The organism is Stenotrophomonas sp. (assembly GCF_032099025.1).
In the GTDB taxonomy this organism is placed as follows: domain Bacteria; phylum Pseudomonadota; class Gammaproteobacteria; order Xanthomonadales; family Xanthomonadaceae; genus Stenotrophomonas.
Window position 1 is genome coordinate 23,408 of the sequence record NZ_DAMCID010000004.1, and the last position, 25,023, is coordinate 48,430.

Annotated in this window: 18 protein-coding genes, 2 pseudogenes and 1 riboswitch; of the genes and pseudogenes, 11 read left to right on the plus strand and 9 right to left on the minus strand. The window is 67.2% G+C overall.

Features of this window, described 5'->3' with window-relative positions; all coding sequences use genetic code 11:
• Positions 1–2,178: penicillin-binding protein 1C (pbpC, locus tag RT456_RS04265; RefSeq protein WP_313342953.1), on the plus strand; the 2,178-nt coding region annotated here is incomplete at its 5' end.
• Positions 2,179–2,339: 161 nt separating this feature from the next.
• Here the strand turns inward: pbpC and RT456_RS04270 are convergent.
• Both RT456_RS04270 and RT456_RS04275 read right to left on the minus strand, forming a co-directional pair.
• On the minus strand, positions 2,340–2,939 hold the full coding sequence (locus RT456_RS04270; protein ID WP_313342955.1) for a ferritin-like domain-containing protein: 600 nt from the start codon (positions 2,937–2,939) through the stop codon (positions 2,340–2,342).
• A gap of 30 nt (positions 2,940–2,969) precedes the next feature.
• Positions 2,970–3,452: a peroxiredoxin gene (locus tag RT456_RS04275; RefSeq protein WP_313342957.1), complete on the minus strand. Its 483-nt coding sequence runs from the start codon at positions 3,450–3,452 to the stop codon at positions 2,970–2,972.
• A gap of 260 nt (positions 3,453–3,712) precedes the next feature.
• Here RT456_RS04275 and RT456_RS04280 point away from each other — a divergent pair, with 260 nt between their 5' ends.
• Positions 3,713–4,606: a DnaJ C-terminal domain-containing protein gene (locus RT456_RS04280; protein ID WP_313342960.1), complete on the plus strand. Its 894-nt coding sequence runs from the start codon at positions 3,713–3,715 to the stop codon at positions 4,604–4,606.
• Positions 4,607–4,651: 45 nt separating this feature from the next.
• Here the strand turns inward: RT456_RS04280 and pilH are convergent, their stop codons facing one another.
• Positions 4,652–5,035: a twitching motility response regulator PilH gene (gene pilH, locus RT456_RS04285; protein WP_313342962.1), complete on the minus strand. Its 384-nt coding sequence runs from the start codon at positions 5,033–5,035 to the stop codon at positions 4,652–4,654.
• A gap of 89 nt (positions 5,036–5,124) precedes the next feature.
• A complete protein-coding gene (locus RT456_RS04290; RefSeq protein WP_313342965.1) occupies positions 5,125–6,120 on the minus strand; it encodes a YhdH/YhfP family quinone oxidoreductase in 996 nt (331 codons plus the stop codon).
• A gap of 205 nt (positions 6,121–6,325) precedes the next feature.
• Here RT456_RS04290 and hflK point away from each other — a divergent pair, with 205 nt between their 5' ends.
• The 5 genes from hflK to RT456_RS04315 all read left to right on the plus strand — a co-directional run bounded on the left by hflK (position 6,326) and on the right by RT456_RS04315 (position 11,753).
• On the plus strand, positions 6,326–7,459 hold the full coding sequence (gene hflK, locus RT456_RS04295; RefSeq protein ID WP_313342967.1) for an FtsH protease activity modulator HflK: 1,134 nt from the start codon (positions 6,326–6,328) through the stop codon (positions 7,457–7,459).
• The gene (locus RT456_RS04300; protein ID WP_313342970.1) at positions 7,456–8,319 is read left to right on the plus strand and encodes a protease modulator HflC; all 864 of its coding nucleotides are present in this window, start codon (positions 7,456–7,458) and stop codon (positions 8,317–8,319) included. The genes hflK and RT456_RS04300 overlap by 4 nt, the downstream gene beginning before the upstream one ends.
• Positions 8,320–8,677: 358 nt before the next feature.
• Positions 8,678–9,970 (plus strand): adenylosuccinate synthase, encoded by a 1,293-nt coding sequence (locus tag RT456_RS04305; protein WP_313342973.1) that lies wholly within the window; start codon positions 8,678–8,680, stop codon positions 9,968–9,970.
• Between the two features lie 269 nt (positions 9,971–10,239).
• A complete protein-coding gene (locus RT456_RS04310) occupies positions 10,240–10,500 on the plus strand; it encodes a transcriptional regulator (RefSeq protein WP_313342975.1) in 261 nt (86 codons plus the stop codon).
• Positions 10,497–11,753 (plus strand): HipA domain-containing protein, encoded by a 1,257-nt coding sequence (locus RT456_RS04315; protein WP_313342978.1) that lies wholly within the window; start codon positions 10,497–10,499, stop codon positions 11,751–11,753. Before RT456_RS04310 ends, RT456_RS04315 begins: the two co-directional genes overlap by 4 nt.
• A 42-nt stretch (positions 11,754–11,795) precedes the next feature.
• On the opposite strand, the gene RT456_RS04320 is transcribed toward RT456_RS04315, so the two are convergent.
• The 3 genes and pseudogenes from RT456_RS04320 to RT456_RS04330 form a co-directional block, all read right to left on the minus strand.
• Positions 11,796–12,335, minus strand: a complete 540-nt coding sequence (locus RT456_RS04320; protein WP_313342981.1) for a hypothetical protein — start codon at positions 12,333–12,335, stop codon at positions 11,796–11,798.
• A gap of 170 nt (positions 12,336–12,505) precedes the next feature.
• A pseudogene (locus RT456_RS04325) lies at positions 12,506–12,655 on the minus strand (HupB); the annotation flags it as partial.
• A 65-nt stretch (positions 12,656–12,720) separates the two neighbouring features.
• Positions 12,721–14,805, minus strand: a pseudogene (locus RT456_RS04330) (catalase).
• Between the two features lie 154 nt (positions 14,806–14,959).
• Here RT456_RS04330 and RT456_RS04335 point away from each other — a divergent pair.
• Positions 14,960–15,670 (plus strand): AraC family transcriptional regulator, encoded by a 711-nt coding sequence (locus RT456_RS04335; RefSeq protein WP_313342984.1) that lies wholly within the window; start codon positions 14,960–14,962, stop codon positions 15,668–15,670.
• An 84-nt stretch (positions 15,671–15,754) separates the two neighbouring features.
• Positions 15,755–17,149: an amino acid permease gene (locus tag RT456_RS04340; protein ID WP_313342987.1), complete on the plus strand. Its 1,395-nt coding sequence runs from the start codon at positions 15,755–15,757 to the stop codon at positions 17,147–17,149.
• A gap of 267 nt (positions 17,150–17,416) precedes the next feature.
• Here RT456_RS04340 and gcvP read toward each other — a convergent pair whose 3' ends face one another.
• Positions 17,417–20,296 (minus strand): aminomethyl-transferring glycine dehydrogenase, encoded by a 2,880-nt coding sequence (gcvP, locus tag RT456_RS04345; protein WP_313342990.1) that lies wholly within the window; start codon positions 20,294–20,296, stop codon positions 17,417–17,419.
• A gap of 45 nt (positions 20,297–20,341) precedes the next feature.
• A riboswitch (glycine riboswitch) is annotated at positions 20,342–20,443 on the minus strand.
• 292 nt (positions 20,444–20,735) lie between these two features.
• Between gcvP and RT456_RS04350 the strand changes: the two genes are divergently transcribed.
• Positions 20,736–21,959, plus strand: coding sequence for a multidrug effflux MFS transporter (locus RT456_RS04350; protein ID WP_313342993.1), 1,224 nt, complete (start codon positions 20,736–20,738; stop codon positions 21,957–21,959).
• 84 nt (positions 21,960–22,043) lie between these two features.
• Positions 22,044–22,430, plus strand: a complete 387-nt coding sequence (locus tag RT456_RS04355; RefSeq protein ID WP_313342996.1) for a hypothetical protein — start codon at positions 22,044–22,046, stop codon at positions 22,428–22,430.
• A 541-nt stretch (positions 22,431–22,971) separates the two neighbouring features.
• Here RT456_RS04355 and RT456_RS04360 read toward each other — a convergent pair.
• The gene (locus RT456_RS04360) at positions 22,972–24,948 is read right to left on the minus strand and encodes a M2 family metallopeptidase (RefSeq protein WP_313342998.1); all 1,977 of its coding nucleotides are present in this window, start codon (positions 24,946–24,948) and stop codon (positions 22,972–22,974) included.
• Between the last annotated feature and the right edge of the window lie 75 nt (positions 24,949–25,023).

Genomic DNA, 25,023 nt, shown 5'->3' on the forward strand with positions numbered 1-25,023 from the left:
GCCGATGGCGTGTGGCGCTACCCGGCCAGCGCCAACAGCGTCTCGCCGCTGTACCTGCAGGCGCTGCTCAACTACGAGGACCGCTGGTTCTGGCGCCACCCCGGGGTCAACCCGTGGGCGCTGCTGCGTGCCGGGAAACAGTGGGTGCTGGAGCGGCGCATCGTTTCCGGTGGCTCCACGCTGACCATGCAGGTCGCACGCATCCTCGACCCGCATACCCGCACCCCATGGGGCAAGGCCAAGCAGCTGCTGCGTGCGGTGCAGCTGGAGCTGCACCTGGACAAAGCGGATATCCTGGCGCTGTACCTGGAACGCGCGCCGTATGGCGGCACCATCGAGGGCGTGGAGGCGGCCAGCTGGGCCTACCTGGGCAAGCCGGCGGCGCGCCTGTCGCACGCCGAAGCCGCGCTGCTGGCGGTTTTGCCGCAGTCACCCAGCCGGCTGCGCCCTGACCGCCACCCGGAGGCGGCACAGGCCGCGCGCGACAAAGTGCTGGAGCGCATGGTCGCCCTCGGCGTCTGGTCGCGCGAGGAAGTGGACGATGCACGCATTGAAGCGGTGGTCACCCGCGCGCTGCAGCCGCCGTTGCACGCCGCGCTGCTGGCGCAGCGGCTGCATTCGGCCCAGCCACGTGCCGCGCGCATCCAGAGCACGCTGGACATCGGTCTGCAGCGCACGCTGGAGGAACGGGTGTCGTCGTATTTCTCGCAGCTGCCCGAGCGCACCTCGGCGGCGTTGCTGGTGGTGGACAACCGGACCCTGGAGGCGCGCGCCTACGTGGGCTCGGTGGCCTTCGGCGACAAGCAGCGGCTGGGCCATGTCGACATGGTGCAGGCCTGGCGCTCGCCGGGGTCCACCCTCAAGCCCTTCCTGTACGGGATGGCCGTCGATGACGGGTTGATCCACTCCGAGAGCCTGATGGTGGACGCCCCGCAGAGTTTCTCGGGGTACCGCCCCGGCAACTTCGATGCCGCCTTCAACGGGCCGGTCAGCGCGGCCACTGCATTGCGGCTGTCGCTGAACGTGCCGGCCGTGGACCTGCTGGATCGTGTCGGGTCGGCGCGGTTCGCCGCGCGCCTGTCGCATGCCGGCATCAACCTGCGGTTTCCGCATGGCAGCGCGCCCAACCTGTCGCTGATCCTGGGCGGCACCGGGGCCCGGCTCGAGGACCTGGTGGGAACGTTCGCCGCGTTCAACCGAAATGGCATCGCCGGGCGCGTGCGCTATACCGCGCAGGACCCGGTGATCGAGCGTCGGCTGATGTCACCGGGTGCGGCGTGGATCACCCGCGAGGTGCTCGAATCCAATCCGCGCCCCGGGTATGGCACGGGAACGTTCGACGTCACCGGGCGTCCGCGCGTGGCCTGGAAGACCGGCACCAGCTATGGCTACCGCGACGCGTGGGCGATCGGTACCACCCGCCACTACACCGTGGGGGTCTGGGTGGGGCGACCGGACGGCACCCCGCTGCCCGGCCAGTACGGTGCCGTGACCGCGCTGCCGCTGATGTTTGAAGTGGTGGACAGCCTGCCGCGCCAGAGTGGCGATGCCAGCGCCGCGCCGATGCCGGCCAACGTGTCGCAGGCCGAGGTGTGCTGGCCCACCGGCGAGCGGGCCGACGCCATCCCGCCCGCGCTGTGCCAGCGCCGGCTGCAGGCCTTCGTGCTGGACGACGTGGTGCCGCCCACCTTCGCCGAACGCGACGCGCGCCTGTGGCAGGCCGGTCGGCAGCGCTTCGAGGTGGACGCCCGCAGCGGCCTGCGGCTGTCGCCGGAGTGCACGCTGCCGCACGAGGCCGTGTCCCGCGAGATCGCGCGCTGGCCTGCGCTGGTCTCGCCGTGGCTGCCGCAGGCACAGCGGCAGGCCGCGCAGTTGCCCGCGCTGTCGCCGGATTGCCGGGACGACGGGCGCAGCAGTGCCGGCAGCCTGCACATCGAAGGACTCAACGACCGGGCCACGCTGGCGCGCGCACCGAATGCCGAACATGGCGTGCGCCTGCAGCTGCGTGCACTGGGCAGCGAGCAGCCGGTGGACTGGCTGCTCGACGACCGCTGGATCGCACGCACCGAGGGCGCACGTACCTTCCGCCGCGACTTCGACGAAGTGGGCGAACACACCCTGACCGCACTGGCCGCCGACGGTGCCTGGACCCAGGTGCGCTTCCGCATAGTGCGGTAGCCAGTGCCGGCCAGCGGCCAGCATTCTGATTCGCGTCCGGTCGTGCGAGGAGCCGGCCAGCGGCCGGCATTCTGATTCGCGTCCGGTCGTTCGAGGAGCCGGCCAGCCGCCGGCATTCTGATTCGCATCCGGTCGTTCGAGGAGCCGGCCAGCGGCCGGCACTACTCGCCGATCCAGCCTTCCAGCAGGTCGGCGAATTCGTCGGCGTGCTCTTCTTCCTGTGCCAGGATTTCTTCCAGGATGCGCTTGGTGGTGGTGTCCTTGTCGCCGACGAAGTTGATCATCTCGCGATAGCTGTCGATGGCGATGCGCTCGGCGATCAGGTTCTCGCGGACCATGTCGCGCAGGTCCGTGCCTTCCTTGTACTCCGCGTGCGAGCGCGCGGTCAGCGTGTCCGGGTTGAGGTCCGGTTCGCCACCGAGCTGCACGATGCGCTCGGCCAGCTTGCCCGCGTGCGCCTGCTCCTGCTGCGCATGCTCAAGGAATTCGCCCTTGACCGCGTCGGCCAGCATGCCCTTCGCCATGAAGTAGTGGCGGTAGTAGCGCAGCACGCACACGTATTCCGTGGCCAGCGCATCGTTGAGCAGCTTGATCACCGCCTCGCGGTCGGCGCTGTAGCTGGAGGTGATCGCGCCATCCTCGATGTCCTTGCGCGCTTTCTCGCGCAGCGTCGCGGTGTCGCTGATGCCGGGTGGCCGTGAAGCGTCCGGGGAGGGGCTGGTGGGGCGGGTCTGTGACGTCTGTTTGGCTGGCTTTGACATGGCTGGCCGGTTTCCTTTGTTGCGTGGGGATCAGCTGGGCAGATGCTCCAGCACGTACTGGGCCGAAGACACCTCGAAGGTGCCAGGCGCTTCGATGAAGGTTGCGCGCACCACGCCGTCGTCGACATACAGCGCGAAACGACGCGAGCGCAGGCCCATGCCCGAGCTGCTGGCGTCCATTTCCAGGCCCAGTGCGCGGGTGAATTCGCCGTTGCCGTCCGACAGCAGCTGCAGCCCGTCGGGCACCTGCTGGCTCTCGCCCCAGGCCTTCATCACGAACGGGTCGTTGACCGCCATGCAGAACACGTCGATGCCGCGGTGGCGGAAGTCGGCGAAGTGCTCGACGTAGCCAGGCAGGTGGCGGGCCGAACAGGTCGGGGTGAAGGCGCCGGGCACGGCGAACAGCACGGCCTTGCGACCGTCGAACAGGGCATGGGTGTCCAGGGTCTCCATGCCTTCACGGATCCGCTTGAGCGTGACTTCGGGAATACGGTCGCCAATCTGGATGGTCATGGAAGCTCCTGGTTCACCGGCAGGGTAGTGAGCGGCATGGGAGGGTGGCGTCAAAACGTTGAAAACGGTGCGTGCACGCCCATCTTTTAGGGGCGGGCGGATACGGCGCGGGTCCCTGTTGCGGTGACCCTACCCGGGGTGATGGGGCCGCCGCATTGCGCAGGATCATCCCCGGATCACGGCAGGCACGCCGCCAGCCGCTAGAATTGCGCGGACGGTGCCCGCCGGCGCGGGTGGCCGAACTTATTCGAGGTGTATGGATGGAATTCAAGGACTACTACGCAACGCTCGGCGTGGAACCCAGCGCGGGCGATGCCGAGATCAAGACCGCCTACCGCCGGCTGGCGCGCAAGTACCACCCGGACGTGAGCAAGGAGGCCGGTGCGGAAGATACGTTCAAAGCGGTCAACGAGGCCTACGAGGCCCTGCGTGATCCGCAGAAGCGCGCCGCCTACGACCAGCTCAAAGCGCAGGGTTACCGCCCGGGCGAAGAGTTTCATGCGCCGCCCAATTACGGCGGGGCGCAGGGCTTTGATTTCGAGGAAACGTTCGGTGGCGGTGCGGGCGGCGGCTTCAGCGACTTCTTCGAGAGTCTGTTCGCGCGTCAGCGCGGCGGCGGTGGCGGCCGGGCCAGTGGCTTCGGCGGCGCCGGCGCGGGTCCCCAGCCGATCCGCGACACCCGTGCCAAGCTGTCGGTGCCGCTGGAGGCGGCCTACGGTGGCGACAGCCTGCGCATCACGGTCAACGGCAAGCAGCTCGACGTGCGCGTGCCCAAGGGCATCCGCCCCGGCCAGGTGATCCGGCTGACCGGGCAGGGCACCAACGGCGGCAATCTGCTGCTCGAAGTGGAATATGCCGCGCACCCGCAGTTCGAGGTGGATGGTCGCAACATTCTGTATACGCTGGATGTCGCCCCATGGCAGGCGGCGCTGGGCACCTCGATCAGCGTGCCCACGCTCGGCGGCGCGGTGGAGCTGAAGGTGCCGGCCGGTTCGGATGCCGGTCGCAAGCTGCGGCTGCGGGGTCGTGGCCTGCCGGGCAATCCCGACGGCGACCAGATCGTGGAGCTGGAGATCATCGCCCCGGTGCCCACCGACGAGGCGCAGAGGAAGGCCTACCGTGCGTTGGCCAAGGCCTTCGGCGAGAAGATCTGAGGAATGCGGCGTACCGACCAGGGTCGGTACGTTCTTCGCCTGCGATCAGGCCGCCGGCGGTTCCTGGCTGCTGAACACCCGCTCCAGCACCTCGGACAGTTCGTCTTCGGAGAACGGCTTGGTGATGTAGGCCTTGGCGCCCTGGCGCATGCCCCACATGCGGTCGGTGTCCTGGTCCTTGGTGGTCACCAGGATCACCGGAATGTGCTTGGTGGTCGGTTCGCGCGACAACGTGCGGGTCGCCTGGAAGCCGTTGAGCTCTGGCATGACCACGTCCATCAGCACCAGGTCGGGCAGCTCGGCCTTGGCCACTTCCACGCCGGCTGCGCCATTTTCAGCGGTCAACGTCTCATGCCCCAGTTTTTCGACGATGCGCTTGATGCCCAGCTGCTGCGACGGTGAATCGTCGACGATCAGAATCCGTGCCATGTTGTTCCCCATGTGATGCTCGCAGTGTAGTGCCGCGCCCGTGTCAGCGTGAAGCATCCACCGCGCCGTCCGTCGCCCAGCTGCAACGCTCAGTCGATCCGCACCACGGTACGGCCCAGCGAGCCGCCTGCCAGCATGCCGTCGAACACCGTTGGCAGCCCGTCGAGGCCGATCTCGCGGGTACAGATCGTCTCGAGATGGTGGGGCTTCCATGCACCGCCCAGCATGTCCCAGACCTGTTCGCGCAGCGTGCGCGGTGCCGACGACGACGACACGCCCAGCAGCGACACGCCGCGGATGATGAAGGGCATTACGGTCATGTCCAATGCCGGGCTGGCGGCGAGGCCTGCGCTGACCACGCTGCCGTACGGCAGGGTCTGGGCGAGCAGGCTGGCCAGCATCGGGCCGCCGGCGTTGTCCAGGCCGCCGCCGAAACGCGCCGACTCCATCGGGCGGGTCGTGGCAAGGGCGTCGCGCGGCAGCACCTCGCGGGCACCGAGCCCACGCAGGTATGCCACCTGGTCGGCCTTGCCGCTGATCGCATGCACCTCGAACCCGGCGCGGCTGAAGATGTCCACCGCCAGCGACCCCACGCCGCCGGTGGCCCCGGTCACCGCCAACGGGCCGTGCGCCGGGGTCAGCCGGTTGTCCACCATGCGCAGCAGCGCCAGCGCGGCGGTGAAGCCGGCGGTTCCCAGGATCATGGCCTCGCGCGCACTGAGCGCGGGGGGGCGGGCGATCACCGCGCTCGATTCCAGCCGCACGTAGTGGCTGTAGCCGCCATCGCGGGTCTCGCTGAGCCCGCAGCCGGTGGCCAGCACCGCATCGCCTTCGCGCCAGGCCGGGTCGGTCGAGGCGACCACCGTGCCGGCCACGTCAATCCCGCCCACCAGCGGGAAGCGGCGCAGGATCCTGCCCTTGCCGGTGCCTGCCAGTGCGTCCTTGTAGTTCACCGACGACCATTCGGCGCGGACCACCACCTCGCCCGGGTTGAGCTGGTCCAGTCCGATCGACTCCAGGCCACTGTGATGGCCCTGGTCGTCCTGGTGGATGCGGAAGGCGGTGAACGGGTCGGGGATCGCCATGGGAAGGCCTTGAAGTGGGGGGCTCCACCTTACCAAGCGACGCCGCAAGGGAGCGGGGCCGGTCCGGGGCCGGTGATGAATCGCGTCCTGTGGGTCGTTGCCCCTTCCAATCCTGTCGGTCAGCCCCATCTAGTAGAATCGGGCGGGATTCAACGGTTGACGGTGCGGGAATGGCCCGCAGGCAACCTTTACTGATGGAGCGTGCATGGCCTGGAACACACCCGGCGGCAACAAGGGCGGACAAGGCCCCGACGAGAATCGACGAGGGCCGTTCGGGCCCCGCGGCGGCGGCGGTGGCGGAGGGGGTTGGGGCGGCTTGCCTGGACCGCTGAAGGACCTGTTCGACGGCGGCATCCTGCGTTGGGTGGCGGTGGCGGTGGTTCTGCTGCTGCTGTTCTCCAGCTTCCAGCTGATCGGCGAACAGCAACGTGGCGTGGTGCTGCGCTTCGGCCAGTTCTCGCGGATCCTGCAGCCGGGCCCGAACTTCAAGCTGCCGTGGCCGATCGAGTCGGTGACCAAGGTCAACGCGACCCAGATCAAGACCTTCAGCAGCGAAGTGCCGGTGCTGACGCGCGACGAGAACATCGTGCGCGTGTCGCTCAACGTGCAGTACCGCATCGACGATCCGCGCCTGTACCTGTTTGGTTCGGTCTCGGCCGACCAGGTGCTCGAGCAGTCCGCGCAGAGCGCCGTGCGCGAGCAGGTTGGCCGCGCCGACCTCAACGCCGTGCTCAACAACCGTGGCCCGCTGGCGGTGGTCGCGCAGGAACGCCTGCAGGCCGCGCTCAAGGCATATCGCACCGGCCTGGTCGTGACCGGCCTGACCCTGCCCGATGCCCGTCCGCCGGAGGAGGTCAAGCCGGCCTTCGACGAGGTCAACGGTGCCCAGCAGGTCAAGGAACGCCTGATCAACGAAGCCCAGGCCTACGCCGCCAAGGTGGTGCCCGAAGCCCGTGGCCAGGCCTCGCGCGCACGTACCACCGCCGAGGGTTACAAGCAGGCTGCCGTGGCCCGCGCCCAGGGTGATGCCGAACGCTTCAGCATGCTGCAGGTCCAGTACAAGGACGCACCGGACGTTACCCGCAAGCGCCTCTGGCTGGAAACCGTGGAAAAGGTGCTGTCGGAGAACCGCAAGGTCATCGGCGGCGATGGCCGTCAGCTGATCTACGTGCCGATGCCCGACAACCGTGCCGGCAACGCCGCGGCCGGCAGTGCCACCCCGCTGGTGACCCCGGAAGTGATGATGCCGTCGCTGCCGGCCAGTACGCCGGTGGATGGCGTACGCAATGCCGAGCGCCCCACCACGCGACCGACCGGTCGTGAAGGAGCCATCCGATGAAGAGTTCGCTGTGGATCGGCTTGGCCGTCGCCACGCTGTTGGCCCTGCTGGGGTCGGTGTTCGTGGTCCGTGAGGACCAGACCGCGATGGTGCTGAACCTGGGCAAGGTGGTGCGTGCGGACATCAAGCCCGGCATCCACTTCAAGGTGCCGCTGGTCGAAACGGTGCGCGTGTTCGACCGTCGCCTGAAGGTGCTGGCCACGGCCCCGGCGCGTTACTTCACCGCCGAGCAGAAGGACGTCAGCGTCGACTTCTTCGCCATTGGCTACATCTCCAACGTGCGCGATTACTATCGCGCCACGGGTGGCGACGCCAGCGTGGCCGATGCGCGCCTGGCCCCGATCATCACCGACTCGCTGCGCAACCAGATCAACTCGCGTTCGTTGCAGCAACTGGTGTCCGGCGACCGCAGCGAACTGATCGCCGGGCAGTTGACCGGCATCAACGAGGCGGTGAAGGGGTTGGGCATGCACATCATCGACCTGCGCATCAAGCAGATCGACCTGCCGACCGACAGCCAGGTGATCAATGACGTGTACGAGCGCATGCGCGCCCAGCGCAAGCAGGAAGCCGCCAAGCTGCGTGCCGAGGGTGAGGAACAGTCGCTCACCATCCGTGCCCAGGCGGATCGCGAGAGCACCGTGATCGTGGCCGAGGCCGAACGCGACGCCCAGCGCCTGCGCGGTGCCGGCGATGCCGAAGCGGCCCAGATCTACGGCAAGGCCGGCTCGGCCGATCCGTCGTTCTTCTCGTTCTACCGCAGCCTGGAGGCCTACCGGAACTCCATGACCGACGGCAACGGCGTCATCGTGCTGGACAAGAACGACCCGTTCCTGCAGTACCTCAAGAACGATCGTTAAGGGTTGGGGCCGGCGCAGCCGGCCCCAAACCGCGGTAGTGCCGGCCGCTGGCCGGCTCCAAGTCAACCCCAAACCGCGGTAGTGCCGGCCGCTGGCCGGCTCCAAGTCAACCCCGCCGCGGTACGCAGGATGAAGGTCTGGCCGGGTGGGGTGGCAAGCGCCCCCGGAAACCCGGATAATGCACAAAAGCCGGTCGGGCCCTCTGTTCCAGAGCACCTCGTCCGGCTTTTTCCGTGTCCGGGCACCTCGTCGCCGGCGCGCTCCCCGCTGGAGCCTGCCACCCCGCGCCGAACCGCGCCTTGTCACGGTCCCAAACCCGCGGCCCCGATGGCCGCAAAAAAACGAGGAGTTACCCGTCATGGGTCAGTCAGTTGTCGTGTTGGGTGCCCAGTGGGGCGATGAGGGCAAGGGCAAGATCGTCGATCTGCTCACCGAGGAAATCGGCGCCGTCGTGCGCTTCCAGGGCGGCCACAATGCCGGCCACACGCTTGTCATCAATGGCAAGAAGACCGTGCTGCACCTGATCCCGTCGGGCATCCTGCGTGCAGACGCGCTGTGCCTGATCGGCAACGGCGTGGTGATCTCCCCGGCGGCCCTGCAGAAGGAAATCGCCGAGCTGGAAACCTCCGGCGTGGAAGTGCGTTCGCGCCTGAAGATCTCCCCGGCCGCGCCGCTGATCATGCCGTACCACATCGCCCTGGACCAGGCGCGCGAACGCGCTGCCGGCGGCAAGGCGATCGGCACCACCGGCCGTGGCATCGGCCCGGCATATGAAGACAAGGTGGCGCGTCGCGGCATCCGCATCGCCGACCTGCACTATCCGGCCCAGCTCGAAGAGCTCCTGCGCACCGCGCTGGATTACCACAACTTCGTACTGACCAATTACCTCAAGACCGACGCGGTCGACTTCCAGAAGACCTACGACGAAGCGCTGGCCTTCGGTGAATACGTCCAGCCGATGAAGTCCGACGTGGCCGGCATCCTGCACGACCTGCGCAAGCAGGGTAAGCGCGTGCTGTTCGAAGGCGCCCAGGGCGCGCTGTTGGACATCGACCACGGCACCTACCCGTACGTCACCAGTTCCAACACCACCGTCGGCGGCGCGCTGGCCGGCGCCGGCGTCGGCGCGGACGCGATCGACTACGTGCTGGGTATCGCCAAGGCCTACGCCACCCGCGTCGGCGGCGGCCCGTTCCCGACCGAGCTGGACGACGAGATCGGCCAGGGCATCCGCGACCGTGGTGCCGAGTACGGCGCCTCGACCGGCCGTCCGCGTCGCTGCGGCTGGATGGACATCGTCGCGCTCAAGCGCGCCGTGGCCATCAACGGCATCAGCGGCCTGTGCATCACCAAGCTCGACGTGCTGGATGGCATGGAAAAGCTGAAGGTCTGCATCGCCTACGAATACCGTGGCAAGCGCACCGAATACGCGCCGCTGGACGCACAGGGCTGGGAAGAGTGCACCCCGGTGTACCTTGAGTTCCCGGGCTGGAACGAGAACACCCACGGCATCACCGAGTGGGACAAGCTGCCGGCGGCCGCCCGCGCTTACCTGCGCGCGCTGGAAGAGCTGGCGGGCTGCCCGGTCAGCATCGTCTCCACCGGCCCGGACCGCGACCACACCATGGTCCTGCAGGACCCGTTCGCCTGATCCAGGCGCCGGGCCACTCCCGACACCCTCCGGCGTAGTGCCAGGCCCTGCCTGGCAAACCAGAAGCCCCGCGCAAGCGGGGCTTCTGCTATCCGCGACGCTGACATACCCATATTAGGTACAGCCTGTCGATTTCGAAGCTATTGTTTCGTTGGAATGCTATTTGCGTCCATTCCCTGCGATTTCGAAACAATTGCTTAGAAGCCATTGCAAACACCTTCATTGCCCAGCATGATAGAAACAACTGCTTAGATTCGGTAGCGACCGTCGTGATCGACATCAAAGTGAAAACCCCTGAAGACATCGGCGAGATCATCCGCCGTGTCCGCCGCAACCAAGGGATCCGCCAGGACGATCTGGCCGCATACATCGACTCCAGCCATGTCTTCATGCGCGATGCGGAGCGCGGGAAGCCTTCGGTGCAGCTGGGCAGAGTGCTCCGCGCGCTGGATGAGCTGGGGATCAAAGTCACGCTGCAGGTCCCGGACGCGGTCATGGAACCCAAATCAACGCGGTCCGGTGCCAAGTGAACGCATCCTCGCGGCGCCTGCTGTGCGTGTGGCTGGATACAGCGTTGGTAGGTCGGCTCTCCGAAGAGGGGAATATCTGGCGGTTCGACTACGAACCAGCGTGGGAAGGGGGCGACCTGTCACCCGCCATTCGCCGCTCACAAGGTTCCATCCTCGACGGAGCATCGCTCCGACCGGTCCAGTGGTTTTTCAGCAACCTGCTGCCAGAGGAAGGCGCGAAGGTCCTCCTCGCGCAGGATGCGCGCGTGGATGCCGCCGACAACTTTGGATTGCTGCAGTTCTACGGCCGCGAATCAGCAGGTGCCATCACCTTGCTGCCCGAAGGCGAGCTGTTCCCACCTGCCGGCCTCCAGCCGCTGACAGATGACGCCCTCTCTGTGCGGATCCGGCGCCTGCCCCAGGTTCCCTTGAGCCATGACGCGCCCAAACGCATGTCGCTGGCGGGTGCGCAGCACAAGCTTGCCGTGACAGTGCTGGAGGAAGGCATTTTCGAACCGGTAGGATCCGAGCCTTCCACTCACATCCTCAAGCCGGATCACCCGCAGCCGGACCATTACTGGCAGACCACCATCAACGAGTGGTTTGTGATGCGACTGGCATCGGCGGTAGGAATGGATGCGGCGGAAGTGACCATTCGACGCGTTCCCGAGGCCGTATATCTGGTGCGGCGCTTTGATCGTACCTTCCGGACACCGGTCGAACGTCTGCCGGTGCTGGACGCGTGCCAGATGCTCTCCCTGGACGCAGTATTCAAATACAGGGAAGCGACGTCGGCGGCATTGACTGCGCTCATCGAACGTTGCGTACATAAAGCCGACACGCGCGCCCGACTTTACCGGTGGTGGCTGTTCAACCTGATCACGGGCAACTCCGACGCGCACCTGAAGAATCTCAGCTTCCTCGGCGGGCCGGACGGATGGGTATTGGCGCCGCACTACGACTTGATCTGTACCAGCATCTACGCGGCAGGCAATGCGTGGGGGGACGATGTGCCCGTTACGCCTCCGGGCGGGGTGTCCTACAAGCAGGTGAGTCGCGGCAGTGCCATTGCGTTTGGCGCCACCATCGGAATCAACGCCCGGGCGGCCGAACGCGAGCTGGATTACCTGCTTGAGCGCGTTCAAGCGCACGCCGGCAAGCTCTACAACGAGTACGAAAACGGCGCCGCGCACGGCGTGGATCCGGGAGAAGCCCGTCTGATCAGAGGGATCATCCATGGGCCGGTCAACGACATGCTCGCTCAGCTGCAGTAGCGCCGGCGGCATTGTGCTCTACGTGGGCGGCCCCATTGCCGCTTACTTCAGTTCGAAGGACGACTGCAACGGCAGGCTGACATTGCGCACGGTGTCGCGCACGGTGATCGCCACGGTCCACGTGCCATGCGGATCGCCCGCTTCAGCAGTGAATTTCATCCCTACCGAAGAAAGGTAGACACTGTTGGGGTCGGTATCGAGCTGGGTGACGAAGCAGGGCAGGTCATGCTCGTCGCCGCTCAGACTGCCGTCGGGACGGGTGATCCGCAGGTCGCAGCGCACCTGCGCCATGCCGGCGGCGTCCAGCGTCGGATTGGTCAGGAAGGAAAGGATGTAGAGCGAGCCGCCTTCCTTGACCTCGGTGGCCAGTTCGAAGCGCGGCACCCCGTTGACCGGGTTTTCCCACTTCTGTTGCCATTCCGGGTCTGCGGTGACCACCATCGAGGCAGAGAAGCCTTCGCTGGATTTCGCCGACGACGTGTCGGGCAGGGCGTTGCCCTGGCCATCGTGGAGTGCCGTCTGTGCCAGTGCGGACAACGGCATCAGCAAGGCCAACAAGGCCAGCGTGCGTGCAGATTTCATGTAAGTGGTTCCCCTGTCCGCATCCTGCGGCGATGCACCGAGTATCGCCGATGACGGGCCGGGAGCGTCAAGCCGACAGACGGGGTGTGGGAAGGCGTCGCTCTACCCCGTCTGAAGCAGTTGTCCGGGAACCAACCCTACCGGCCCGCGGCCTTCTTGGGTGCATGCTTCTTTCCGCCGCCGTCTTGTTTATTGACCGTGGCCCAGGCGATGCGCTCGGCGGCTTCATCGCTGCGGCCTTCAGCTTTCTCGCTTTCCTCGATGTGCTCGGCCTGGCGTTTCTGCGTGTCGGTATAGCTGGATTTGTCTCCGCGGGGCATGGGAATCGTCCTGTGTCGGGAAGCCAGGAAAGAGCGGACCAACGGTCCGCTCCTACCGGGGTGGGTCAGGCGAGGGTACGCACCTTGGGTTCGCGGGCCCATTGGCGGGTCGCCGCCGCAGCGACGAAGCCCTTGGCGTCTTCTGCTTCCACCACGCCGTTGTCCTTGCCCACGCGCGCGGTTTTCAGCAGCAGTTGCGCGCCCTCATCGGCAGCAATCGCCTTCAGGTGAGCCCACGCGTCGGCAGCGAAGTCGATCGCCGCCGATTCCTTGGACAAACGCTTGGCAGCGTCGGCGCTGAGCACGATGGCCACCGCGTCGAACACCACCGACGGCGTACCGGCCAGCTGGCCGTCGGCCGGCTGCAGCTTGCCGTCGGTCAGCTTGCCACCGCCGACCTTGGGTGCCACCAGCTTGACCTTTGCACCGGCCTTCTCGGCCGCCTTGCGCAGGTTGGCGATCAACCCGGCATCGGAGCCTTCGTCGAACAGGATGCCCACGCAGCGCCCCTTGAGCAGGTCCTTGGTGCGGCCGATCACCCGCACCTCGGGGGCCCTGGGCATGTCCTTGGCCGGCGTGGCGGTCGGCGCCGGTTCGGGCAGGGCCGGCATGGCCAGACCGTCGGCAACGCGCTTGGCCAGCGCATCGTCGATGTTGCGCAGGTGGCTCACGGTGCGCTCGCGCACGGCGACCGTTTCCACCTTCGACAGCTCAAACACCAGGGCCGACGCCAGGTGTGCCTGCTCCGGCGCTTCCAGGCTGCGGAAGAACATGCGCGCCTGGCTGTAGTGGTCGGCGAAGCTGGCGGCGCGCACGCGGCCCTAGCGGCCGTCATCGGCCGGCGTGGCGTGGCTGGCGAAGCCGTCGGCGGTCTCGCGAGGACTGTCGCCCTGCAGGGAGCTGGGATCGTAGGCAACCCGGCCCTTGGGGATCGCCATCTGCATGTGGCCATCGCGCTGGTGGTTGGCGAACGGGCACTTGGGTGCGTTGACCGGAATCTGGTGGAAGTTCGGGCCGCCCAGGCGGCTGAGCTGGGTGTCCAGGTAGGAGAACAGGCGACCCTGCAGCAGGGGGTCATTGCTGAAGTCGATGCCCGGCGGCACGTTGGCCGGGCAGTACGCGACCTGCTCGGTTTCGGCGAAGAAGTTGTCCGGCCAGCGGTCGAGCACCATCCGCCCGATCACCGTGAGCGGCACCAGCGATTCGGGAATGATCTTGGTCGGGTCCAGATGATCGAACGGGAACGCCTCGGCCTCCTCCTCGGTGAACAGCTGCACCGCCAGTTCCCATTCGGGGAAGTCGCCCGCGGTGATGGCCTCGAACAGGTCGCGGCGGTGGAAGTCGTTGTCGGCGCCCTGCAGCTTGACCGCCTCGTCCCAGACCGTGGACTGCAGGCCCAGCTTGGGCCGCCAGTGGAACTTGACGAAGGTGGACTCGCCCGCCTCGTCGAGCAGGCGGAAACTGTGGATGCCGAATCCTTCGATGGTGCGCAGCGAGCGGGGAATGGTGCGGTCGCTCATCGCCCACATGATCATGTGCATCGATTCGGGCATCAGCGACACGAAGTCCCAGAAGGTGTCGTGCGCGCTGGCGGCCTGCGGGAACGCGCGGTCCGGTTCCATCTTGACCGCGTGGATCAGGTCGGGGAACTTGATCGCGTCCTGGATGAAGAATACCGGGATGTTGTTGCCCACCAGGTCCCAGTTGCCCTCGCGGGTGTAGAACTTGACCGCAAAGCCGCGCACGTCGCGCGGGGTATCGACCGAGCCGGCGCCGCCGGCCACGGTGGAAAAGCGGGTGAACACCGGGGTGCGTACGCCGACTTCGGTGAGTACGCGGGCGCGGGTGAACTCGTGCAGCGAGCGGGTCAGTTCGAAATAGCCGTGGGCCGCGCTGCCGCGTGCGTGCACGATGCGCTCGGGAATGCGCTCGTGGTCGAAGTGGGTGATCTTCTCGCGCAGGATGAAGTCTTCCAGCAGGGTCGGCCCACGTGGGGTATCGCGCAGCGAGTTCTGGTTGTCGGCAACCGGGATGCCCTGGTTGGTGGTCAGCGCGGGATGCCCGCCGCCGGCACGCTGGTGCAGTTCGTCGCCGTCTCCGCGGCGGTCGGTGGGTGGGGCGGATTTGCTGCGGGGCTTGCTGGTGGCCATGAGGCGACTCCGTGCTGGCGGGGATTCAACGCCCCACACTGGCGTCCACCGCGTTAATCGAAGGTGCGAGAACATGGCCCCGCTTGCACCTGCGCTTCACATGCGTGCCGGACAGGTATCCTTGGTGGCGTGTTCCCCTTCCCTGCACGCCCGCATGCGCGTTGAACCCGCCGACATCGAAGCCCTGTTCGATGCGATCCCCGACGTGCTGTTCTTCATGAAGGACTGCGACGGGCGCTATACGCACATCAACCAGACCATGCTGCGCCGGCTGGGGCTGAAGTCGCGCAAGGACGTGATCGGGCGTACCGCGGCGGAGATCTATCCCACCGGACTGGGCGCCGACTACGCCACCCAGGATGCGCAGGTGCTGGCTGGCACGGTGATCGAGAACCTGATGGAGCTGCACCTGTTCGCCAACCGCGAGCCCGGGTGGTGCCTGACCTGCAAGCGCCCGCTGCTGGTGGAGGGGCAGGTACGGGGGTTGATCGGGATTTCCCGCGATCTGGGCCAGAAGGACAGCCTGGGCACCCAGTACGAACAACTGCGCCTGGCCCTGGCGCATCTGAACGCGCATTACGCCGAGAACGTGCGCATGCAGACCCTGCTGGATATCACCGGGTTCTCGCTCTCCAAGCTGGAGCGCACGTTCCGCAAGGTGTTCCAGATGACCCCGCAGCAGGTGCTGACCCGCCTGCGCATCCAGATGGCGGTCCACCTGCTGCATGGCGGTGAGAGCATCGCCAGCATCGGCCAGGCCTGCGGGTTCACCGACCAGAGTGCGTTCACCCGCAAGTTCAAGGCCGAGGTCGGGGTGTCGCCCCGGGCCTACCGGGCGCAGATCGCCGAACGCCCCGAGGCCTGATTGCGGCGGGGCAGGGGAACCCCTATCCCGTCCGCCGGCTGGACAAGGTATGGTGTCGCACCTGTTGCCCGCCCCTCGATTCCGATGCCCGCATCCCAGATTCCGGCCGCCGCTGCGGCACCCGCCAACACCCGCCTCGGGCACGCGCTCAAGCCCCGCCAGCTGATCATGATGGGCCTTGGCAGCGCCATTGGCGCCGGCCTGTTCCTGGGCTCCGGCGTCGGCGTGCAGGCCGCCGGTCCGGCCGTGCTGCTGTCCTACCTGGTCGCTGGCGCGCTGGTGATCATCGTGATGAATGCGCTGGGCGAGATGGCGGCCGCCAAGCCCACCAGCGGTGCCTTCTCGGTGTACGCCGCCGATGCCATGGGCGCTACCGCCGGGGCCACCGTGGGCTGGCTGTGGTGGGTGCAGCTGGTGATCGTGATCGCCGCCGAGGCGGTGGGCGCGGCCGGCCTGCTGGCCACGGTATGGCCGGTCATTCCGGTGCCCATGGCGGCGCTGGCCTTCATGCTGTTCTTCACCGCGATCAACCTGTTGGGGGTGAAGAACTTCGGCGAGTTCGAGTTCTGGTTCGCCATCCTCAAGGTGGTGGCGATTATTGCGTTCATCCTGATCGGCGCCGCCTTGCTGCTGGGCTGGCTGCCGGACGTGGCCTCACCGGGGCTGAGCAACTTCACCCAACACGGTGGCTTCGCGCCCAAGGGGCTGGCCGGCATCGGCGCGGCCCTGCTGGTGGTGGTGTTCGCCTTCGGTGGCACCGAGATCGTGGCGGTGGCGGCGGCCGAAACCGAAGACCCCGAGCGCAGCATCGCCCGCGCGATCCGCACGGTGGCGTGGCGCATCCTGGTGTTCTACATCGGCTCGCTGAGCGTGATCATCGCCGTGGTGCCATGGACCAGCGCCTCGCTGTCCTCGCCGTTCGCGGCGGTGCTGCAGGTGGCCAACATCCCGGGTGCGGCCACCGCCATCACCCTGATCGCGGTGATCGCGCTGCTCTCCGCGCTCAACGCCAACCTGTACGGCGCGTCGCGCATGATGTATTCGCTGGCGCGCCGCCGCGAAGCCCCGGCGGTGCTGGGGTGGACCGATCCACGCCACGTGCCGATCATCGCCGTGCTGGCCAGCGTGCTGTTCGGCTTCGCCGCCACGGTGATGGAGCTGGTGTTCCCGGACAAGGTGCTGCCGGTGCTGCTGAACATCGTCGGCTCCACCTGCCTGCTGGTCTGGACGATCTCGCTGCTGTCGCAGCTGATCCTGCGCCACCGCGCCAACCGCGACGGCACCCGCCTGCCGTTCCGCATGGCCGGCTACCCGTACCTGACCGTGCTGGGCCTGTGCGTGCTGGCGCTCATCTTCGGCCTGCTGCTGTCCGAAGCGCATACCCGCATCCAGTTCCTGTCGATGGCCGCGTTGACCGCAGCCATTGCGATCACCAGCGAAATCACGCGCCGCGTACGCCGAAAAGGCCATGAGGGGTAATGCTTCTGCTCCCGCAGCGACCCGTGACCCTAGCAACCGGCCGTAGAGCCACGCCCTGCGTGGCTACCGCGCGCAGCGCGGCACAAGCGTCCGAAGCAGGATCACCGCGGCGCAACGGTACCGCCCGACGTTTGGCATGATCCCGGAACGAAGAGCAGCCACGCAGGGCGTGGCTCTACGGGTCCGGACCCGGTATGACGGGGCATCGCACACAACAAAAAACGGCCCGCTTGCGCGGGCCGTCTTCGTTTCAGCAGGGCAGGAGGCTCAGACCTCCACGCCCTCGTCTTCCTTGTACGCATCCACCGGGATGCAGGCGCACATCACGTTCTTGTCGCCGTACACGTTGTCCACGCGGGCCACCGGCGGCCAGTACTTCTGCTGGCGCAGGCTGGCCAGCGGGAAGGCGGCCAGTTCCCGCGGGTAGGCATGCGACCACTCGCTGGCCGATACGGCGGTGGCGGTGTGCGGGGCGTGCTTGAGCGGGTTGTCCTCGCGGTCCAGGCGGCCGTCTTCGATCGCGGCGATTTCTTCGCGGATCTGGATCATCGCGTTGATGAAGCGATCCAGCTCATGCAGCGATTCGCTTTCGGTCGGTTCCACCATCAGCGTACCGGCGACCGGGAAGCTCAGGGTCGGGGCGTGGAAGCCGAAGTCGATCAGGCGCTTGGCCACGTCCTCGGCGCCGATGCCGGAGGTCTTCTCCAGCGGTCGCACGTCCAGGATGCACTCATGCGCCACCAGGCCATTGCGGCCCGTGTACAGCGTCTTGAAGTGCGGGGCCAGGCGCTTGGCGATGTAGTTGGCGTTGAGCAGGGCGACCTGGGTCGCCTTGCGCAGGCCGGCGGTGCCCATCAGGGTGATGTACATCCAGCTGATCGGCAGGATCGAGGCGCTGCCGAAGCTGGCCGCGCTGACCATGCCCACATCGCCTTCGCCGCCCAGCACCTTCGGCAGGAACGGCGCCAGGTGCGACTTGACCGCACACGGGCCCACGCCCGGGCCGCCACCGCCGTGCGGAATGCAGAAGGTCTTGTGCAGGTTCAGGTGCGACACGTCCGAGCCCCACTTGCCGGGCTTGGCCACGCCGACCAGGGCGTTCATGTTGGCGCCGTCGGTGTACACCTGGCCGCCGTGCTGGTGGATGATCTCGCAGATCTCGACCACTTCCTCCTCGAACACGCCGTGCGTGGAGGGGTAGGTGATCATCAGCGCGGCCAGGCGGTCGCCGTACTTCTCGGCGTTGACGCGGATGTCGTCCACGTCGACGTTGCCGTTGGCGTCGGTCTTGGTCACCACCACCTTCATGCCGCACATCTGCGCCGAGGCCGGGTTGGTGCCGTGCGCCGAATCGGGAATCAGGCAGACGTCGCGATGGCCTTCGCCGCGCGAGCGGTGGTAGGCGCGGATCGCCAGCAGGCCGGCGTATTCGCCCTGCGCGCCGGAGTTCGGCTGCAGGCTGACCGCGTCATAGCCGGTGCATTCGACCAGCATGGCTTCCAGGCCGTCGATCAGCTCCTTGTAGCCGGTGGCCTGGTCGGCCGGGGCCAGCGGATGGATGTTGGCGAACTCCGGCCAGGTCACCGGAATCATCTCGGCAGTGGCATTGAGCTTCATGGTGCAGCTGCCCAGCGGGATCATGGTGCGATCCATGGCCAGGTCCTTGTCGGCCAGCGAGCGCAGGTAACGCAGCAGCTCGTGTTCGCTGTGGTGGGTGTTGAACACCGGGTGGGTCAGGAAGGCGCTGGTGCGCACCAGCCCGGCCGGCAGCGCGTCGGCGGTGGCGGCGTCCAAGGCATCGATATCCACCGTGGCACCGAACAGCTGGCCGAGCGCGACGATGTCGGCGCGGGTGGTGGTTTCATCAAGGCTGATGCCGACCGCTTCGCTGTCGATCGCGCGCAGGTTGATGCGCGCGGCCGCGGCCTTGGCGTGGATCGCCTTGGCGTCGATGTCCTTGACGTGCAGGGTGTCGAAGAAGTGCTCGCCGACGTTGACGCCGGCGCCACGCAGCGCGGCGGCCAGGATCGCGGCCAGGCGGTGGGCGCGGCGCGCGATGCGGGTCAGGCCGTCCGGGCCGTGGTACACGGCATACATCGAGGCCATCACCGCCAGCAGCACCTGCGCGGTGCAGATGTTGGAGGTCGCCTTCTCGCGGCGGATGTGCTGCTCGCGGGTCTGCAGGGTCAGACGGTAGGCGGCATTGCCCTGCGCGTCGACCGACACGCCGATCAGGCGGCCCGGCATGGAGCGCTTGTAAGCGTCACGGCAGGCCATGAACGCGGCGTGCGGGCCGCCGAAACCGAACGGCACGCCGAAACGCTGCGAGTTGCCCACCACGATGTCCGCGCCCCATTCGCCCGGTGCGGCAATCAGGGTCAGTGCCAGCAGGTCGGTGGCCACGGCCACCAGGCCGCCGCGCGCGTGCACGGCATCGGCCAGCGCCTTGTAGTCGCCCACGTGGCCGAAGGTGTCCGGGTACTGCAGCAGCACGCCGTAGGCCTCGGCCTCCATGGCTTCGGCCGGGGTGCCCACGCGCAGCACGATGCCCATCGGCTCGGCGCGGGTGCGCAGCAGCTCCAGCGTCTGCGGGTGCACGGCATCGTGCACGAAGAAGGTGTCGGATTTGCTCTTGGCAGAACGCTTGGCCAGGGTCATCGCCTCTGCCGCGGCGGTGGCTTCGTCCAGCAGCGAGGCGTTGGCGATCTCCATGCCGGTGAGGTCGGCGCACAGGGTCTGGAAGTTGATCAGCGCTTCCATGCGGCCCTGCGAGATCTCGGCCTGGTAGGGCGTGTACGCCGTGTACCACGCCGGGTTTTCCAGCACGTTGCGCAGGATGACGTTCGGGGTGAGGGTGCCGTAGTAGCCCTGGCCGATGAAGGTGCGGAACACCTGGTTCTTGTCGGCGATCGCGCGGATCTTGGCCAGCGCTTCCACTTCGGTCAGCGACTCGGGCAGCGCCAACGGTGCCGGCGACTTGATCCCGGCCGGCACGATCGCGTCGGTCAGCGCGTCCAGCGAGGCGTGGCCCACCACATCGAGCATCTGCGCGATCTCGGCGTCGTTGGGGCCGATGTGGCGTTCGACGAACGCGTGGCTGTGTTCAAGCTCGCGCAGGGAAGGGGTGTTCTTGGACATGACTGGCATCTCGGAGAGTGGGCACGCACGGTCAGAAGACCTTGCGGCCTTCCTGGGTGCCCCTCTGTCCTTTTGCCTGAGAGTTTAAAAGCGCGCATCTGCGTGCTCCGTGCCCCTTCGGCGCCGGCAGTGGCCGGTCTCTCCAGAGTTTTGGTGCGGGTGGTATCGGGCCTGAGCGATTACGGGCGTTGCGCCTTCGGCAGCGGGTGTCAGAACAACGGTCCGCTTCTCCCACCATGTAGCCCGGCGATTATAGCCCAGCGGCCAGCCCGTCAACGCCCGTCCGCCACATGAACAGGGGGCCCGAACCCGTCCCTCACCGGGCCTCGGGCATGGTGCCGGGCAGGCGGACGTCCTATCATGGCCGGATACTCGTATTCATCAGGTGCCACCCGTTCCGGGCCGGCGCCTTCCATGCGTTCGCGCATGGCCGTTGACGGAAGACCCGATGACGCCCGCCTCACCTTCGACCCGCCGCCTGGCCCTGCTGCTCGCCGGGCTGGCTATGTTCGGTCCGTTCTCGATCGACACCATTTTCCCGGCCTTCCTGCTGCTGGGCGAACGCATGCAGGTGGACCAGGTCGCGGTGCAGCAGACCGTGAGCGTCTACCTGCTGTTCTATGGGCTGATGAGCCTGGCGCACGGTCCGCTGTCCGATGCGTTCGGACGCCGCCGGGTGATCATCGGCGGGCTGGTGCTGTTCATCGCCGCCTCGGTGGGGTGTGCGCTGTCGCGCGATCTGACCACGCTGCTGGTGTTCCGCGCGCTGCAGGGCGTGACCGCAGGCGTTGGCGTGATTGTGGGCCGCGCGGTCATCCGCGACCTCTACCACGGTGCAGACGCACAGCGACTGATGAGCCAGGTGTCGATGATCTTCGGCATCGCCCCGGCGATCGCGCCGATCATCGGCGGCTGGATCCTGCTCGGCGGCGGCGATTGGCCGTTGATCTTCTGGTTCCTGGTGGTGTTCGCGGTGGTGCTGCTGCTGGCCACCGGCAAGTGGTTGCCGGAGACCCACCCGGTGGAGGCGCGCACGCCGCTGTCGATGCGCGCGCTGCTGCGCAGCTACGTGAGCATGGGCACCAACCCGCGACTGCTGCGATTGGCGGCGGCCGGTGCGTTCAATTTCTCCGGCATTTTCCTGTACATCGCCTCGGCGCCGGTGTTCGTGATGCAGCACCTGAAACTGGGCGAGGGCGGTTTTGCCTGGTTGTTCATCCCCACCATCGGCGGCATGACCGTGGGCTCGTTCCTGTCCGGTCGCATGGCGGGGCGGATGACGGCGCAGCGGCAGGTCGGGATCGGCTTTGCGCTGTGCGCGGTGTCGGCGGCGGTCAATCTTGCGTACGTGCTGTCGGTGGGGCAGATCGCGTTGCCGTGGGCGGTGCTGCCGATCTTCCTTGGTGGCGTGGGCATGGCGCTGATCTTCCCGATCCTGGCACTGGCGGTGCTGGACATGTACCCGCACCAGCGCGGCTTGGCCTCGTCCATGCAGATGTTCATCCAGCTGATGATCAACACCGTGGTGGCGGGCGTGGTGTCGCCCATGCTCAGCGCCCGGCCGCTGCACCTGGCGCTGGGGTACGCCGGCTTCTTCGCCATCGGTGCCAGCTTCTGGTACTGGGAACGCCGCTGCGAGCGTCGCCGCGACGCGCTGGCCGGCGCCGCCTGAGTCCCCGGTGCGCCGGGTTCGGCCCATGGTGCGCCTGGCCCGGTGCGCTATCCTTTGATCTTTGATGCAGTCCGGAAGTCCCCGATGTCGACCACCTCCAAACTGCGCCGTGACCTGCGCCGGCGCCGCGAAACCGAAGCAGCCAACCGTGAGAAGGCGCATGCCTCGCCGGTGGAACCGCATGCCGAACTGCGCGACCAGCAACGCACGCTGCTGGCGGGCGTGGTCCGCCGCGATGGCGAATGGGTGCTCGGCATGGACGGCCGCATCGCCGGCCAGACCACCAGCGCCGCGCGCGTGCTGGCGTTGATCATGCAGGCCGCCGAGCTGCAGGAGCGCCAGGGCACGCCGGTGCGCCTGGTGTATTCGGACGCGCTGAAAGACGCCGCACACGCCGAGACCAAGGCCGAGGGCAAGGATTTCGAGCAGTTCAAGGAAGAACTCGCGGCTTCCCTCAAACCCAAGGCGTAGCGCGGGGAAAAACACGCGGTAGAGCCGACTATTAGTCGGCCGCGCAGTGCCAACGCAACAGTCCAGACGCGGCTGCCGGTGGGGCGAGCGCGGGGCCGCCACGCCCTTGCCTGCGAAGGTTCCTCAACAGCGGCTGCCGGTGGATCGAGCGCCGGGTCGCCTTACCCTTTCCGGCGAATGTCCCCCGGCGTCGGCCTGCGGCCGCCGCCTCCTCCTTTACTTCGCCTACAAGGGCAAGCCGACCCGGCGCTCGACCCACCGGCGTTGCACCCTGACTTCCGCTTTGCCATTGCGAACCGCAAGCCGAGCCCCGTCGCGGCCGGTAGGTCCCTGGCAAAGTAAAGGAGGAGGCGGCGGCGCAGGCCGACGCCGGGGGACATTTGCATAGGGGCCTGCCGGCCGCGACGGGGCCCTCCACGCTCGCAAGGACCCCGATCGAAGACCGTGCGCCAAGCTTCGACGGCCCGTGGGAACGAGACGTTCCGCTCCCTTGCGCGAAGAACCAAAAAAAAAGCCGGCCATGCAGGCCGGCTTTTCGGGTTTACGGTGCCTTCGGCGCTGCAGGGGCCGAAGGCGCCTGCCAGCCGCACATCTGGCCCTGGTTCTGCTGCTTGAGCCATTCGTTGACCGGGGTGAAGTACTCGATCATCGGGCCGGCATCCAGCTTGTCGCCGCCGGTGATCTCCTTCAGCGTGGCCTGCCACGGCTGGCTGGCACCCTTGCTCAGCATCGCCCAGAACTTCTGGCCGGCTTCCTTGTTGCCGTAGAAGCTGCACTGGTGCAGCGGGCCCTTGTAGCCGGCCGCATCGCACAGGCCCTTGTAGAACTGGAACTGCAGGATGCGCGCCAGGAAGTAACGCGTGTACGGCGTGTTGCCCGGCACGTGGTACTTCGCGCCCGGATCGAAGAACTCCTCGCCACGCGCCGATGCCGGCGCCACGCCCTGGTACTTCGCCTTCAGGTCCCACCACGCCTTGTTGTACTGGTCCGGGGTGATCGAACCATCGAACACGCCCCAGCGCCAGCGGTCGATCATCAGGCCGAACGGCAGGAACGACACGCCGCTCAGCGCCATGCGCATCTGCGCGTTGATGGTGGCCTCGCGGCTCTCCTGCGGCTTGTCCACAAGACCGATCGAGTTGAGGTACTGCGGCGTCATCGCCAGCACGATGGTGTCGCCGATCGCCTCGTGGAAACCATCGTTGGCACCGCCCTGGAACAACGGCGGCAGCGGGTTGTAGGCCAGGTCGTAATAGATATGGCCGAGCTCGTGGTAGATCGTGGTGAAGTTCTCTTCGGTCGGCTTGATGCACATCTTGGTGCGCACGTCGCCTTCCATGTTCATGTCCCACGCGCTGGCGTGGCAGACCACGTCGCGGTCCAGCGGCTTGATGAACTGGGTCTTGTCCCAGTACGACTTCGGCAGCGCCGGCATGCCCAGCGACACGTAGAAGTCCTGCGCGCGTTCGGTCATCTGCTTGGCGGTGCGCAGTTCGGCCTCACGCTGCGCCTTGAACTGCGCTTCCACGTTGAGGTTGCTGCCGCCGGCCTTGGCCAGCGCGCCGCTGAGGTTGGTCTGGTACTGCTTTTCCAGCGCAGCGGTGATGTCCAGGCTGCCCGCACCCGGGTAGGGCTCCAGCTGGTCCCACAGGTTGGACCAGTCCTGCTGCCACATGTTGCCCAGCAGGTGTGCAGCGATCAGGCCGCCTTCGGTCTCCGCCTTGTCCTTGCCATAGGTAGCGTCCAGCTTGGTGCGCGCATAGCAGTGCAGCTGCTCGTACATCGGCTTGACCTGTTCCCACAGGCGGTCGGTTTCCGGGCCGATCTGCTCGGCAGGCATGTCGTAGCCGCTGCGCCACATCTGGCCGGCATCGGCGAAGCCCATTTCCTTGGCGCCTTCGTTGACCAGGCCCACGAAGCGCTGGTAATCGGCGCGCATCGGCTTGGTGGTGCCGTGCCAGCCCTGCCAGGCGTCCAGCTGCGCGTCGTAGTCGCGGCTGCGCGCCAGCACCTGCTCCAGGTCGCCCAACTGGCGGCAGGTGGCCGGGTTGGCGTCGTCGGTGCAGTACTTGCCAGCGCCGTAGGCGCCTTCCATGCGGCTGGCGATGCGGGTCAGCTCGCCGAGCTTGGCCGGGTCACGCGGTGCCGGCATGGCCGTCATCAGCTTGAGCAGGTGGATCTGGCGCTTGGTGTCCTCGGTCATCGGCTGGCCGTCGTACTGCCCGGCCTGGGCGATCCAACCATTGAGGATGGTCAGCCAGCGCTCGTTGGCCTTGGCCGCCACGCGCTCGGAATCGTCGTTGATATAGGTCGAGGACAGCCATTGCGCCGAGGTCATTTCCGGGTACAGGGCCTTGTACTCGGCGTTGACGCGGGCGATGAACTGGTCCGCGGTTTCGGTCGGCTTGGCGGTGCCTGCGGCCGGTGCATCGGCCGGGGACGGTTCCTTCTGGCAGGCCGCCAGCGTCAGTGCGGCAGCACCGACAGCCAGGGCCAGCAGGAGCGGGCGGTGGTTCACGGGGACATCCTTGGGTGGTGACAGACCGGCGAAGGCTAGTGGGGCCGCCGCCGCACCGCAAGGCCCGGAGGTCCC